This window comes from Candidatus Rokuibacteriota bacterium, assembly GCA_030647435.1.
Taxonomy (GTDB): Bacteria; Methylomirabilota; Methylomirabilia; order Rokubacteriales; family CSP1-6; genus AR37.
Map to the genome: position 1 here is coordinate 46,441 of JAUSJX010000006.1, position 14,078 is coordinate 60,518.

General features: G+C 68.6%; 12 protein-coding genes. 5 read left to right on the forward strand and 7 right to left on the reverse strand.

Annotation, left to right across the window (positions count from 1 at the left end):
* Nucleotides 1-144: 144 nt before the first annotated feature.
* Nucleotides 145-1,023 carry a metallophosphoesterase family protein gene (locus Q7W02_00700; GenBank protein MDO8474709.1) on the reverse strand — a complete coding sequence of 293 codons (879 nt, stop codon included), beginning with the start codon at nt 1,021-1,023 and terminating at the stop codon, nt 145-147.
* A gap of 289 nt (nt 1,024-1,312) precedes the next feature.
* A complete protein-coding gene (locus tag Q7W02_00705) occupies nt 1,313-1,462 on the reverse strand; it encodes a hypothetical protein (protein ID MDO8474710.1) in 150 nt (49 codons plus the stop codon).
* Between the two features lie 964 nt (nt 1,463-2,426).
* On the opposite strand from Q7W02_00705, the gene Q7W02_00710 reads away from it, so the two are divergent.
* The 3 genes from Q7W02_00710 (at nt 2,427) to Q7W02_00720 (ending at nt 4,856) form a co-directional block, all read left to right on the forward strand.
* Complete coding sequence (locus tag Q7W02_00710) at nt 2,427-2,633, forward strand: DUF433 domain-containing protein (protein MDO8474711.1); 207 nt, start codon at nt 2,427-2,429, stop codon at nt 2,631-2,633.
* Nucleotides 2,630-2,968 (forward strand): DUF5615 family PIN-like protein, encoded by a 339-nt coding sequence (locus tag Q7W02_00715; GenBank protein MDO8474712.1) that lies wholly within the window; start codon nt 2,630-2,632, stop codon nt 2,966-2,968. The genes Q7W02_00710 and Q7W02_00715 overlap by 4 nt, the downstream gene beginning before the upstream one ends.
* Nucleotides 2,969-3,332: 364 nt before the next feature.
* Entirely contained in the window at nt 3,333-4,856 is a 1,524-nt protein-coding gene (locus Q7W02_00720) for an aldehyde dehydrogenase family protein (protein MDO8474713.1), read from the forward strand.
* Nucleotides 4,857-4,954: 98 nt separating this feature from the next.
* On the opposite strand, the gene Q7W02_00725 is transcribed toward Q7W02_00720, so the two are convergent.
* Genes Q7W02_00725 through Q7W02_00740 form a run of 4 tightly spaced genes read right to left on the reverse strand, consistent with a single transcriptional unit; the run spans nt 4,955 to nt 8,487 of the window.
* A complete protein-coding gene (locus tag Q7W02_00725) occupies nt 4,955-5,623 on the reverse strand; it encodes a ubiquinone/menaquinone biosynthesis methyltransferase (GenBank protein MDO8474714.1) in 669 nt (222 codons plus the stop codon).
* 47 nt (nt 5,624-5,670) lie between these two features.
* Nucleotides 5,671-6,522 (reverse strand): UbiA-like polyprenyltransferase, encoded by an 852-nt coding sequence (locus Q7W02_00730; protein ID MDO8474715.1) that lies wholly within the window; start codon nt 6,520-6,522, stop codon nt 5,671-5,673.
* On the reverse strand, nt 6,522-7,973 hold the full coding sequence (locus Q7W02_00735; GenBank protein MDO8474716.1) for a menaquinone biosynthesis decarboxylase: 1,452 nt from the start codon (nt 7,971-7,973) through the stop codon (nt 6,522-6,524). Before Q7W02_00735 ends, Q7W02_00730 begins: the two co-directional genes overlap by 1 nt.
* A gap of 4 nt (nt 7,974-7,977) precedes the next feature.
* Complete coding sequence (locus Q7W02_00740) at nt 7,978-8,487, reverse strand: permease (protein ID MDO8474717.1); 510 nt, start codon at nt 8,485-8,487, stop codon at nt 7,978-7,980.
* A gap of 61 nt (nt 8,488-8,548) precedes the next feature.
* Here Q7W02_00740 and Q7W02_00745 point away from each other — a divergent pair, with 61 nt between their 5' ends.
* The gene (locus Q7W02_00745; GenBank protein ID MDO8474718.1) at nt 8,549-12,829 is read left to right on the forward strand and encodes a GAF domain-containing protein; all 4,281 of its coding nucleotides are present in this window, start codon (nt 8,549-8,551) and stop codon (nt 12,827-12,829) included.
* 12 nt (nt 12,830-12,841) lie between these two features.
* Nucleotides 12,842-13,114, forward strand: coding sequence for an HU family DNA-binding protein (locus Q7W02_00750; GenBank protein MDO8474719.1), 273 nt, complete (start codon nt 12,842-12,844; stop codon nt 13,112-13,114).
* Between the two features lie 138 nt (nt 13,115-13,252).
* Here the strand turns inward: Q7W02_00750 and Q7W02_00755 are convergent, their stop codons facing one another.
* Nucleotides 13,253-14,056, reverse strand: a complete 804-nt coding sequence (locus Q7W02_00755) for a PIG-L deacetylase family protein (GenBank protein ID MDO8474720.1) — start codon at nt 14,054-14,056, stop codon at nt 13,253-13,255.
* Nucleotides 14,057-14,078: the final 22 nt, after the last annotated feature.

Below are 14,078 nucleotides of genomic sequence, written 5' to 3' on the forward strand. Positions count from 1 at the left end.
CCAACCCACGGATATCAGGATGATCAACCGTCGCAGTTACAGGCTCCGTCTCTGCAGGTGGCTCGAGCAACCACCGTGAAGCCCAACGGCACGCGCGGTCCTCGCGTGATCGTGGCACAGGCTCTCGCCTTGGCACAGCCCGCACTATTCCCGTGGCAGGACCTCGATCAGAATCGCTTCTGGGTCGGCGCCCCAGCGCCAGGGGAGCCCGACACTCCCCAACCCGCGCGTCACCACGAGGAGCGAAGAACGGAATGAAAAGAGTCCTTCATCGAGGCAGAACTGGCTGTGGCGGATAATTGGTGGTCCGTTTGGGAAGCGGATCTGGCCGCCATGAGTGTGGCCTGAGAGGGTTAGGGGCACTCCGTGGCCTTCGGCCTCGTAAAAGTGATCAGGATTGTGGGCTAGGAGCAGATGAGGTGCGCCGTGTTGGGAGACCAGACGCTGCCAGTCGGGCCTGCCGAAGATGAGATCGTCGATGGCGCCGAGGAAACACCGTCCCTGGCCATGCGCGAGCGCCACGGATTCGTTCTTCAACGTCGTGATGCCGATGGAGCTCAGGTCTTTGCGAAGTTCTTCCGGGTCTCCGCCAAAATAGTCATGGTTACCGTAGGCATACCAGGCGCCGAGCGGCGCCCGCGACAGCGGCGCCAAGGCATCGAGAAACGGGCGCACCTCATTCGAATGGCCTGTCACGATGTCTCCTACGATCGTCACGAGGTCAGGCTTGAGCTCCATCAACGACAGAATGAGGTCGGCCAGCGTCTGTGGTTTGAGAAATATGCCGGTATGGATATCTGAGATCAGCAACACCCGAAGCGGATGGAGCTCTCGTGGCCAGCCGGCCGGTGAGACCGACGTTTCGGTCAAAACGAAGCGCCTCTCGAGCAACCAGCTGTACGGATTCCACACTCGGCTCATATGAGGATACAAGAAGCGCGACACGATTATGTCCAGGTTGCGCTCCAATATCTTCACCAAGCCTTTGTTCGGGTTGATCCAGCGCCGCTCCTTGCCAGTCATGAGACGCGCCGGACCTAGTCGTCGTGTTCGGTGAATCGACGCCGATATGTCTGCGTTCATGCCTCAGCGGTCTTCCGTAGGAGAGCGTAGGCAACATAAAGGCCATGATCAGACCGGGCCAGGGCCGGCGGGCACCGACGGCGGGGTGGCTGGCGCCGAGAGAGCCACGCGGAGCGCATCGGTGATCCTGCAGCCGGGCCAGTCATCAACGGCGATCTTGCGCCGGCGCCCGCGGGGCAGTCAAGACGCGTCCTGCAGGGGCAGAGTCCCACCCCGAGGCGGGGAGGGATTACTGGCGGGAGGTGGCTGCAGCGCGCAGGTCGGCCGACGGCGGGGCCGCCCCCGGATAGTCCGCCGGGTGGAGCCGGCCCAGGTGCGCGAGGATCGTGCCCACCACGGCCGGGTCCTCCACCGTGGCGATGCGCCGCAGCGTGGGCACGCGAGCACGTCGATCCCGAAGGCCCGGCGCATCAGGGTGGCCCAGGCCCAGGAGCGCGGGCAGCGTGATGCTCCGCGCTCAACCCGCCGGGCGGCCGCCTCCTCGCTCGCCGGCGACCTGCGAAAACCGACGATCTGCCGGCGCCAGCGAGCATGCGGCGTCAGGACCCCGTGGGAGAGGAGCACGTGCACCTCGGGCCGCGGCGTCAGCGCGGCCAGCTTCTCCAGGAACTCGACGGGCTCGAACAGCAGATGCGTCGTGCCATCCGCCACGCCTTCCGCAGCTCGACCAGCACGCACCCATCGGCGCGGCGTCGCAGCCGCTCCTGGGCCAGCGGCGGGCGAAGCAGGCAGTATGCGGAGCGGGGAGTTATGCGGACCAGGCGCCTACGTGGTCGGGAGGAACGCTGAGAATGCCGCGGCTTCGGTCACCTCGGAGGGTATGACCCGGTCCGCATAATTCGGGCACGCTGGGGTCCCCATTCACCGGGCTTCGGCCCAAGGAGGACACCATGCTCGAGCGCTGCTTCAAGAACCCCCTCACCCTCCACCGTCTCCACAGCGGACCTGCGGGGCCGTTTCTCGACGGGTTTGCGGAGTCCATGTGTGCCAAGGGCTACTCGTCCGAGACGAGCGGCTCGTACCGGCAAGCCGCCGACCACCTGGGCAGTGGGCCGCGCGCCGCGGCGTGCCGCGCTGCGCGCCTCCACGGTTATGCGGAGCCCCGACGCGGTCAACCCATGAAGGGGACGACGAAATGGTCCCGGAGGGCCGCATAGTGCCGCTTATGCGGAGCTCCGCATAAGCGGCAGAGGCGCTCCAGACCCGCGCGGTCGCCGGCCGGCACCCAGACGGCATCCATCCGACGGCTATCGGTTCCTCGTCGATCACCGCCGCAGGCCCTATCTCCAACCCCTCATCAAGCAGTAAGATAGGGTCAGGCGGACAGAGGAGGGAACTACACTATGAAGTGGATCGTGGCCGATCCGGAACACCTTGGGGGCAAGCCCCGCGTTGACGGCACCCGCATATCGATCGCGTTCCTTCTCGAGTCGCTCGCCGCTGGCATGACGATCCCGGAGATCGTGCGCGCGTATCCGACGCTGACCGAAGAGGCGGTGCGGGGAGCCCTGGAGGAGCTGGCCCAGTCGAAAGAACTCACCATCTCGTGAGAGTACTTCTCGATGAGAACCTCCCCGAGGGTCTCGTCGAACCGCTCAGACTCCTTGGGCACACGGTCGACTCAGTCGCGTCGCTTCGCCTGAAGGGTCTGGACAACGGTCGGCTCTACGGGGAGGTTGCCTCAGCCTACGATCTCTTCTTCACGAAGGACCGCGAGTTTGCCAATCGAGTCAGCACCCTGGCAGAGCCCGCTCCGGTCAGGGTGATCCTCACGGTTATACCCCAGCAGCCAGAGGCTCAATTTGTAGCCGCGTTCATGGCGAGTTTTGCCTCTACGGACTGGGCTATCGCTGGACCCGTGCGTGAGTGGCCGAGTTCCCCCTGACGCAGGGGCTTCGCCGTGCTGTGGAAAGCCTGGCCTCGCAGCCTGACACGCAGTACCGCTGTTGGAGCGTGCGACCTCGCGTCCCGTCACCCGCCTCGCCACCAAGGCCTTGAGCAACCCGATCCGCGGGGTTTCCTTCTGACTCATCGTGAGTGTCTCCCATGTCTTCATCGGGTGACACTTTCACGGAACAGTTACGGGGTGACATGTTCATAGACCAACAGCAGCTTCGAGGCTCCGGTTTGACCTTTCGGACGCGCTCTGGCAGGATCGGCGCGAGACGGGAGGGGAGTCCATCTCCCCTGCGACAAGGCTGAAAGACGCCCGCGGACGCGCCGAGCACGACCGACTCAAGGAGCGACCCATGGCCGCAGACGATGACTCTGTTCGGTTGCCACTGTACTGTCCACTGGTCATCAACGGTGAAGAGGGCAAGGCCGCGAACGGCCAGCAATTCAAGAGAGAGAACCCAGCAGACATCCGCCAGCTAGCCACCATCGCCGAGCAGGGGACGCCGGAGGACGCGCGCGCCGCCATTGACGCCGCCCGCGTCGCCTTCGACAGCAATGTCGGCAACTGGATTTACAACTACAAGCTCAGAGAGCAGGTGTTGTTTCGCACGGCTCGCCTGATCCGCGACAACGCTGACCGGCTGGCACGGGTGGTGAGCCTGGAAGTGGGCATGCCGATACGGCAGGCGGTGCCCCACGTCGCGGCCGCGGCCGACATCTTCGAGTTTTATGCCGGGCTGGCGGGCAAGATCTACGGAGAAAGTTTCACCCTGCCCAGTGGCTCCATGATCAACGTGGTCAAGGAACCGGTGGGCGTGGTGGGTTTGATAACCCCCTGGAACTTCCCTTTGACTCAGACCGCCAGGAAAGTGGCCCCGGCCCTTGCCGCCGGGTGCACCGTCGTAATCAAGCCGGCGAGTTATACCCCGGCGGCTGGCTACGAATTGGTGAAGCTGATGCTCCAGACCGGGCTACCCAAAGGTGTGCTGAACCTGGTCCCGGGGCCCGGGCATGTCGTCGGCTCGGAGATCATCGTCAACAAGAAGGTGGACAAGATCTCATTCACCGGCGAAACAGGCACCGGCAAGGCGATTGCGGCCCAGGCGGCTATCGAGGTGAAGCGGATCAGCCTGGAACTGGGGGGCAAAGCCCCTTACCTGATCTTCGACGACGCCGACGTGGAAGCTGCCGCCCGCGCCGCCGTCCTCGGGATGTTCCGCAATGCAGGCCAGGCCTGTGGCGCCACGACTCGGCTGCTCGTCCAGGATGGGATCCACGACCGGCTCCTTGCCCGCGTGGTGGAGTTGACCCGGAAGATCGAAGTCGGGCATCCATCCAGACAGTCCACCGACATGGGGCCGCTGATCTCCGGCAGCCAGGAGCGCGTGGTCCAGGGTTACATCAAGCTCGGACTGGACGCGGGATTCGATCTGGTCACCGGCGGCCACAAGCTCTCCGGTGACGCCTACGACCACGGCTATTACGTGGAGCCCACCATCTTCGATCGAGTCGATAATGCGTCCAAGCTCGGCCAGGAGGAGATTTTTGGCCCGGTGGTGACGGTGACCACCTTCAGGGATGAAAGCGAGGCGGTGGACCTGGCAAACGCGGTGGAGTTCGGGCTGGTGGCCGGGGTCTGGAGCGCCGACTACCCACGCGCGATGCGGGTGGCCCGCCGAATTCGCGCGGGGACGATCTGGATCTGGGACAACTACGCCCAGCCGGTCGAGGGTATCTGGGGAGGGTACAAGCAAAGTGGCATGGGGCGGGAGCTTGGCTACCACGGGCTGAACGACTTCATCGAGGTCAAGCAGATTTTCACCGACGGCACCGGTCTCACGATGAAGCCAGCGTATGGCCAGGTGATCAAGGAGTAGGAGGTGCCCATGATGCTTGGAGACATCGTCGAGCCGTCGGCCGTCGTGCGCAACTTGGACGCGGCGGTCGCGACGTCGGGGGTCAACCTGACCCCGTCTCACGCGATGCCGGTGTGGATGGTGACGGTGCCGAGACCGAGGCGGCGGTACTTGACGCCGCGGAGGCCGACTGCCTCCATGAGCGCGGAGAGCTCGGGCGGCGTGAGGAAGCGGTCCACCGACTGCGGGAGATAGGTGTAGGCCTCGCGGTCGCCGCCCACGAGCGCCCCCACGCGCGGCACGACGTGGTGAAAGTAGGCGCGGAAGAGGGGCGCCCAGCCGGGCAGGTCGGCCTGCGTGATCTCGAGCGCGACGACGCGGCCGCCGGGGCGCGAAACGCGGCGCATCTCCGCGAGCCCTTGCCGGAGATCGGCGAGGTTTCGCAGGAGGAAGGCCGAGGTCACGAACGCGAAGGTGCGCGCCTCGAAGGGCAGGGAGAGCGCGTCGGCCTCGACCAGCCGGATGCGGCTGCCCGTGTCCTCCGCGCGGCGCTTCTCCTCGGCGATCGTCAGCATTCCGTGGGCGAAGTCCGCGCCCACGATGGTCCGGTGAGGGTGGATCTGGCCCAGCTCGAGCGCCAGGTCGCCCGTGCCCGTCGCCAGGTCCAGGCCCGGCCCGTCGGGAGAGGGGATGGTCTCGCGCGCGGCTGCCCGCCGCCACGCGTGGTGCATGCCGAAGGTCATCAGGCCGTTCATCAGGTCGTAACGTCCCGCGATGCGCGAGAACATCTCGCTGACGAAGCGCGCCTTGCCCGGGCCCTCGCCGAGTCCGACGCTCAGAAGAGCCTCCCGCCCAGGACGGCGGCGAAGAGGATCAGCGCGATATACCCGTTGACGTTGAAGAAGGCGACGTCGAGCCGCGAGAGATTCGTCGGCGAGACCAGCGAATGCTCGTAGACGAACAGGCCCGCCACGACGACCACGCCCGCCCAGTAGAGCCAGCCGAGCCCCATCGTCCAGCCGAGCGCGCCGAAGGCGACGACCGTCAGCACGTGGCAGACCTTGGCGGCGTGAAGCGCGGGGGCGATACCGAAGCGCGCGGGGAAGGAATGGAGCCCGGCACGCCTGTCGAAGTCCACGTCCTGGCAGGCGTAGATCAGGTCGAAGCCGGCGATCCAGACCGTCAGCGCGAACCAGAGCACGAACGTGGGCGGAGCGAACACCCCGCTCACGGCGATCCAGCCTCCCGCGGCCGCGATGCCGTCGGTGAACCCGAGGATCCAGTGGCTCGTCCAGGTAAAGCGCTTGGTGTAGGAGTAGCCGATCAGGAAGAGGGCGGCCCAGGGCGCCAGCTTGAGACAGAGCGGGTTGAGCATCCACCCGGAGAGGGCGAGGAGCGCGCCGGAGGCGACGGCCGCCAGCAGCATGTGCCAGGGCGCCAGGAGCCCCGTGGGCAGGTGGCGCCGCGCGGTGCGCGGATTGGCCGCGTCGACCAGCCGGTCGGCCAGACGGTTGACGCTCATCGCGAGCGTCCGCGCACCCGTCATGGCCAGCGTCACCCACACCACCACGCGCCAAGCCGGCCAGCCGTCCGCCGCCAGGACCATCGCCACGTAGGCGAAGGGCAGGGCGAAGACGGTGTGTTCGAACTTGATCGCGTCCAGGAAGTTGCGAAACGTGCTGGGCACTACAGGCCGTATTCTTGCCAGCGCTTCGTCACGAGCGAGCGCATCTCCTCGCTCATGACGATCTCCTCGGGCCACGGTTGGCCGATGCCGTCGTCCGCGGTCTTTTCCGTCGCGTCGATGCCCATCTTGCCGCCGAAGCGGTGGCGGAGCGCCGCGTGGTCGAGGTCGTCCATCGGCCCGTCCACGATGACGATGTCGCGCTTGGCGTCCACGTTGCCCGTGGCGCGCCAGGCGACTTCGGAGAGGTTCTGGACGTCGACGTGGTCGGAGACGACGAGAATGTTCTTGGCCAGCATCATGAGCCCGAGCCCCCAGAGGGCGTACATGACCTTGCGCGCCTGGCCGGGATACCGCTTCTTGATCGAGACGATGACGAGGTTGTGGAAGACACCCTCCGCGGGCATGTTCATGTCCACGACCTCGGGCAGCATGAGCCGGATGATGGGCAGGAAGATGCGCTCGGTCGCTTTGCCGAGCCAGTAGTCCTCCTGCGGCGGCCGGCCCACGATGGTCGTGGGATAGATCGGCTGCTTGCGGCGCGTGACGGCCTTCAAGTGGAAGACCGGGTAGTCCCGCGCCAGCGAGTAGTAGCCCGTGTGATCGCCGAAGGGCCCTTCGATCCTCCGTTCGGCTGGATCCACTGTGCCCTCGAGGATGATCTCAGCCTCGGCGGGCACCTCGAGGTCCACCGTCTTGGCCTGCACCATGGGGATGCCGGATCCGCGCAGCCACCCCGCGAAGACCATCTCGTCTATGCCCGGAGGCAGCGGGGCCGAGGCGGAGTAGATCGAGGCGGGGTCGCCGCCCAGCGCGATGGCGACGTCCATCGGCTTGCTCCGCTCCTCCGCGAGCCGCTGGTGCTCGGCCGAGCCCTTGTGGATCTGCCAGTGCATGCCGAGCGTGCGATCGTCGAACACCTGGAGCCGGTACATGCCCACGTTGCGCGCCCCGCTCACAGGGTCCTTCGTAAAGACCATCGGAAGCGTGATGAAGCGCCCCGCGTCCCCCGGCCAGCAGCGCAGCACGGGCAGGGTCGCCAGGCTCGGACGCTCCGTCTCGACGACCTCCTGGCACGCCGCGGAGCGCACGCGCTTGGGGCCGGCTTTCGCGACGTCGAAGAGGTCGCCGAGCTTCTTGAGCTTGTCGACGAGCGTGCCCGGCATCTTCATGTCGAAGAGCTTCGCGACCCGCGCCGACAGCTCGTTCAGGTGCTCGACGCCGAGCGCCGCCGCCATGCGATCCGGCGAGCCGAAAGCGTTGATGAGCACCGGCGTGTCGAACCCCTCGACGCTCTCGAACAGCAGGGCCTGGTTGCGCTCCGCCGGGCCCTTCGAGACGCGGTCCGCGATCTCGGCGATCTCGAGGTCGCGGGAGACGCGGGCGCGCACGCGCTTGAGGTGCCCGGTCTTGTCGAGGTGGGCGACGAACTCGCGGAGATCGTCGAAGGCCACGCGGCTACTCGTGGTAGTAGAGCTTCACCAGCCAGCCCGCGATCACCGGGAAGGCCAGGCTCGGGATGGTGCGCACGAGGACGAAGCGCCACCCCATGAGCGGCGCCTCCCAGGCGATGATCCGCTGGACGCCGAAGAGCGACCAGGACGTCATGTAGGCCACGAGCGGGCCGAGCGCCATGCCGGAGTTCGCGAGCACCACGAGGAGCGGCACGCTGACCATGGGGCCGCCGGGCGTCAGCACGCCGGCTGCCGACGCCATGAGGATCGCGCCGATGCCGGACTGCCGGCCGAAGTAGCGCGCCACGGTCTCCTCGGGAATGATCACCTGAAGCATCCCGGCCAGGATCAGGGCCGGGATGAGCCGCGGCAGGATGAACCAGACCATGCTGAGCCCGCTCTTCGCCCCGAGCAGGGGCAGGCCGGGGTCCTTCCAGTAGGCGACGCCGGTGGCCACCACGGCCAGCGCGATCAGGACGAAGGCGGACAGATCGAGCGAAAGACCGCGCGGCATGCAGGCATTATACGACAGGCTCTGCGCTATACTAGCCGAGGGCCCGAGAGCGGGCTCGCTCATGCGCCTGACGATCCGGACGAAGCTCGCGGTCCTGGTGTTGGCCGTGTTGCTGCCGCTCTTGGCGGCCGCGGCCTTCAAGTTTTGGAGCGATCTGTCGGAGGGCCGCCGCCTGGCCCACCAGAACCAGCTCGACGTGGCACGCCTCGTCGCCGCCCAGCTCGACGAGGTGTTGAGCGGTGAGACCGAGAGCCTCCTCGCGCTCGCCAGTTTTCGGACGCTCGACCGTATCCAGGACTCCGACCTCGAGGCCCTCGCCGTCCGCGTCCGGGTGCAGCACCCCTTCATGCATCGCTTCGTCGCCGCCGGCGTCGACGGGCGCGTGCTGGCCGCGAGCGGCCCGCGCGTGCCCGAGGCGACATTCATCGCCCGAGATGTCCTCGACGCGGTCTTGCGGCGGGGCGAGCCGGAGGTGACGGCACCGCAGAGGAGTTCCACGGACCAGCGGCAGGTGGTGCTCCTGATGGTCCCCGTTCAGGACCGCCGGGGCAGGATCGTCGGGGTCGTCGGCGCCGGGATCGACCTCGAGACCCTCTCTCGCTATCTCACCGCGCTGCCGCTCAGCCGTGGGCAGTCGGTCGCCATCGTGGCCCCCGGCGGCGCCGTCCTGGCCCGCTCGGCCAGCCCGGACAAGTTCTTCGATCGCCACCTGGGCGGTGTTCCCGAGGCGGGGCCGCTGCTCCGCCGGACCAGCGGCACGGCCGAGTGGACTTCGCCGAGCGGCGCGCCTCACCTGGCCGGCGCGGCCGGAATGGACAGGGCAGCGTGGCTCGTCATGGCCGCGGTCCCGAGCCGCGTCGCCTACTCGCCCGCGGCCGGTCGGTTCAAGCGTGACCTGCTCGGCCTCGGCGCGGCCACGATGGTGGCGCTCCTGGTCGCCTGGCTCATCGGCAACCGGATGCACGGCTCCGTGCGCGCGCTCATCCGCGGCACCCGCGACCTCGAGTCGGCGCAAGGGCCGCCCATCACGGTGTCCACGGGGGACGAGCTGGCGGAGCTCGCCGAGCATTTCAACCGCGCCCTGCAAGCGCGGCGGCAGGCCCAGATGGAGCTCGACGCGCGCCAGCGGCGCCTTCGCGCGCTGGCCGACGTCAACGCGGCGCTCTCGCAGCAGCTCGACCTCGAGCCGCTCCTGAAGCAGATTACGCTCGCCCTCGCCCAGCTGACCGGCGCGCGCAACGTGGTCTTCTGGGAGGTGGACGCCGCGCGCGGGTGTCTGGTGCGCCGCGCCTGGTCATCCGACCCGTCCATCTCCGCCGACGATCTGCCGTCGGCGCTGCCGTTCGACAAGGGGGGCACGGGCTGGGTTGCCAGCCACCGGCAGGCTCTGTTCATCGAGGACGTCACGCGCGACCCGCGCATCCAGTCCCAGCAGTGGGCGGCCGCGCACGGGCTCTTTTCCTTCGTCGGCGTCCCGGTCGTGTCGGGCGACGATCTCCTCGGCGTGCTGACCCTCAACCTGCCCCGCGAGGACCTGCCGGCCGAGGACGACCGCGAGATCCTGACGTCCTTCGCCTCGCAGGCCGCCGTGGCCGTGCGCAACGCGCGGCTCTTCGCCGAGGCGACGCGCCGCCGCCGGGAGGCCGAGGAGCTGGCGGACGGCGCCCGCATGCTCACCGAGAGCCTCGACATCTCCGAGGTCGCCGACCGGGTCGTGAAGAGCGTCCTGCCCATCTTCGGGGTGGACTCGGCAGGCCTGCGCCTCCTGCGCCCCGACGGGACGCTCGAGGCCATCGCCTGGACGGGCCCGGCGGCGGCCCACTTCAAGCCCGGCCACGTGATCGAGCCCGGCATCGGCCTCGCGGTCCGCGTGATCGCCGAGGGGCGGGCCGTCTCCACAAGCGATATCTTCGCGGACCCGGCGCTGGCGCTGACCGACGACCTCAGGTTGCGGCTCGAGCAGTCCGGCACGCGCGCGCTCCTGGCAGTGCCGCTCCGCGCCAAGGGGGAGTTGATCGGGGTCCTGCTCATCGCCTCCGGCGTCGTCCGCGAATTCTCCGACGCCGACGCGGCGCTCCTGCAGGCCTTCGCGGACCAGGCAGCGCTGGCGATGGAGAACGCGCGGCTCTACGGCGAGGCGACGCGGCGTCAGCACGAAGCCGAGGAGATCGCGCGCGTCGCCCAGACGCTCACGGGCAGCCTGGACGTCAGCGACATCGCCCAGCGGATCGTCGGCAGCGTCCTGCCGGTCCTCCGCGGCCGCTCCTCGGGCTTCCGTCTCGTCCAGCCCGACGGCTCGCTGATGGTGATCGCACAGGGACAGGCCGGCGGGGTCCACGCTCCCTACGGCCACGTCGTGCCGGCCGGCTACGGCGTCACGGGCCGGGCTGTGGCCGATGGGCTCCCGGTCGTGACGGCCGACGTGCTGCACGACTCGCGCATCCTCCTGACCGAGGAGATGCGCAGCCGGGCGGAAACCTCCGGCCTCGGCGCGTTCCTGACCGTGCCGCTCCGCGTCGAGGGCCGGGTCATCGGGGCGCTCTCCATCGCGGATCGGACGGGCCGGCGCTTCACGGACGTCGAGACGGCGCTGCTCCAGACCTTCGCGGACCAGGCCGCGCTGGCGCTCGACCACGCGCGCCTGTACGAGCAGACGCGTCAGCGGCTGCGCCATGTCGAAAGCATCCGCGAAGTCGTCGAACAGATCCTCGTGCCGTTCACCCTCGAGGAGCGGCTGAACCTGATCGCCCGCAACGCGGCGGAGATGTTCGACGCCGACCTGGCCCTGGTCGGCTTGCGGGCCGAAGGCGAGGATCGCCTGGTCATTCGCGCGGGCCACCGGCTCGTCGCGGGAGAGCTCGGGCAGTCCATCGCGATGGGCGAGGGGGCGTTGGGGCTGGCGGCGGCGAAGCGCGAGGGCGTGCTGGTCAACGACTACGCCTCGTGGTCGGGGCGCATGCGCCGCATGCTCACGCCGGAGCGCCGCGACCTGCTCGGGGCGACGATCGCCTATCCGCTGATGATCCGCGGGGAAGTCATCGGCGCGCTGTCGGTCGCCTACCTCGGGAAGGAGGAGCGCCGCTTCGTCCCCGACGACCTGGACCGGCTGGCGACGCTGGCGGCGCCCGCGGCGCTAGCCATCGAGCACAGCCGCCTCTACGACGAGCTGGCCTCGCGCGTCCGCCAGCTGCAGGAGACGCAGGCGCAGCTGGTGCAGGCGGGCAAGCTGTCCGCCGTCGGCCAGCTCGTCTCGGGCGTCGCCCACGAGCTCAACAATCCGCTGTCCGTCGTCATCGGCTACGGCCAGCTGCTGAAGGGCAAGCCGCTGCCCGCCGATGTCCGCGGCCCCCTCGAGATGATGGTGGCGCAGGGCGAGCGCATGGCGAAGATCGTCCAGGGCCTGCTGCTCTTCTCGCGCCAGCGCAAGCCCGAGCGCGCCCCCGTGGACCTGCCGGCCGTCATCGAGCAGACCATGACGCTGCGCGCGACGCGGCTGCGTCTCTCGGGTATCCGCTTCGAGCTCGACCACGCCCCCGGCGTGCCGCCCGCGGAAGGCGACGTGCACCAGCTCCAGCAGGTGTTCCTGAATCTCCTGCTCAACGCGGAGCACGCCATCATGACGGGCGGCGCGGGCGACACGATCCGCGTCCGGGCCCGCGAGCGGACGGAGAGCGGCCGGTCGTGGGTGGTGGTCGAGTTCGAGGACAACGGCTCCGGCATCGCGCCCGAGGTCATGCCGCGCATCTTCGAGCCCTTCTTCACGACGAAGAAGGTGGGCGAGGGGACGGGGCTCGGGCTCTCCGTGTCCTACGGCATCGTCCAGCAGCACGGCGGGCGGCTCACCGTCGAGAGTGTGCCCGGCCGCACCGTGTTCACCGTCGAGCTGCCGTCCGCCGCGCAGGCCGAGCCGGCGCGCCAGACGGTCTCGCCGCTCCAGGCCGGCGTGTACGGCTTCGGCCGGCGCGCCCTCGTCGTGGACGACGAGCCCGGCATGGTGGACCTCGTGATGGCGCTGTTGAAGGACACGGGCTGGCAGGTGGAGGTTGCCTCCACCGGGCGCTCGGCCCTCGAGCGCGTGCGCGCGGCCCGCTTCGACGTCGTGCTCACGGACATCCGGATGCCGGACGGCAGCGGCGAGGACTTCTACCGCGCGGTGGTTCGCGAGCAGCCCGCTTTGGCGAAGCGCTTCGTCTTCATGACGGGGGATACCGCCAACCCGTCGGCGTGGCAGTTCCTGGAGGCCGAGCAGGTGCCGGTGCTCGAGAAGCCGTTCACGGCCGACAGCCTCTTCCGGGTGCTGGAGCAGGTAACCACCTTGACTTCGCGCGGGGCTTTCGAGTAGAGAGGGAGGGCCATGACCAAAGCCGATCTGGTGTCCGCCATGGCCAAGGCCTCTGGCGGGAGCAAGGTGTCGGCCGAGCGGGCGCTGGACGCCTTCTTCGTGAGCGTCTTCGACGCGCTCAAGAGGGGCCGCCGCGTCACGATCGGCGGCTTCGGCACCTTCATGGTCAGCAAGCGCGCCGAGCGCAACGGCCGGAACCCGCGCACGGGCACGGCCATCAAGATCCCAGCCACGCGCGTGCCCCGCTTCAAGTCGAGCCGCTCGCTGAAGTCCGCCGTTCTCTAGCAGGCGGCTGAAAAAGGCCCATCTGCTTCGTTGACGCCCTCGGCCACACGCTCAACGTACGGGGAGTACGCCTCGCGTGCGGCCGTCGGGCGCCGCCTCGCATCTGGACCTTTTTGAGCCGCCTGCGGGGTGAGCGGCTCACGGCTCGTGGAGGCGCATGAGCCGGAAGGACTCCGCCGCTTCCAGCTCCCGCGGGGCGCCCTGCATGCGCGCCCACCCGGTGATCATCTCGGTCGGATCCCACGTGCCCATCTGGGTGCGGTGCTCCTTGAGGGCGGCGAGCTTGACCGAGAGAACCTCCGAGATGTCGATGAAGGTGTCGGGCGACTCCGAGCCGTGGATGAACACCGCCCGGACCTTGTGCGGCGCGAGCCCCTCGTCGAGAAGCTCCGGGAAGATGAGCCTCGTCTCGGCCGAGGGGAACACGGCGTCGAGGGCGGCGTCGGACGCGGCGCGATGGTCCGGATGATTCATGTACATGGCGCCGTAGTAGCGCACCGTCGGATCGCCGCACACCACCGCGTCCGGACGGTGGCGGCGGATGACCCGCGTCAGCTCCCGCCGCAGCGCGAGCGAGGGCTCGAGCGTGCCGTCCTCGTAGCCGAGGAAGACCACCTCGGAGACGCCGAGCACGCGGCAGGCCTGCCGCTGCTCCTCTTCGCGGATCGGCACGAGCGCCTCCCGCGTCATGTCCGGCGGCGTGTGCTCGTTGGAGCCGGCGCCGCCGCTGGTGATGCACACCGTGACGACATGGCTGCCTGCCCGCGCCCACTTCGCCAGCGTGCCGCCCACGGTGAACTCCTGGTCGTCCGGATGCGCGTGGATGGAGAGCACGCGGGCAGGGGCGGCCGGCTCGCGCGTATCCGGTTTCGCCGGCACGGCGCGCTCCGGGATGCCGGGGGTGGGGGCGGGGGCGTCTTTCTCTGGCTCGGCCGGCATCATGGTCTCCAGCGTCTACTATCTA

Coding starts and splice junctions, on each gene's coding strand:
- Q7W02_00700 (MDO8474709.1), bottom strand. CDS start 1,023: ATGACTGGCAAGGAGCGGCGCTGGATCAACCCGAACAAAGGCTTGGTG.
- Q7W02_00710 (MDO8474711.1), top strand. CDS start 2,427: ATGAAGTGGATCGTGGCCGATCCGGAACACCTTGGGGGCAAGCCCCGC.
- Q7W02_00720 (MDO8474713.1), top strand. CDS start 3,333: ATGGCCGCAGACGATGACTCTGTTCGGTTGCCACTGTACTGTCCACTG.
- Q7W02_00725 (MDO8474714.1), bottom strand. CDS start 5,623: ATGTTCTCGCGCATCGCGGGACGTTACGACCTGATGAACGGCCTGATG.
- Q7W02_00740 (MDO8474717.1), bottom strand. CDS start 8,487: ATGCCGCGCGGTCTTTCGCTCGATCTGTCCGCCTTCGTCCTGATCGCG.
- Q7W02_00745 (MDO8474718.1), top strand. CDS start 8,549: ATGCGCCTGACGATCCGGACGAAGCTCGCGGTCCTGGTGTTGGCCGTG.
- Q7W02_00750 (MDO8474719.1), top strand. CDS start 12,842: ATGACCAAAGCCGATCTGGTGTCCGCCATGGCCAAGGCCTCTGGCGGG.
- Q7W02_00755 (MDO8474720.1), bottom strand. CDS start 14,056: ATGATGCCGGCCGAGCCAGAGAAAGACGCCCCCGCCCCCACCCCCGGC.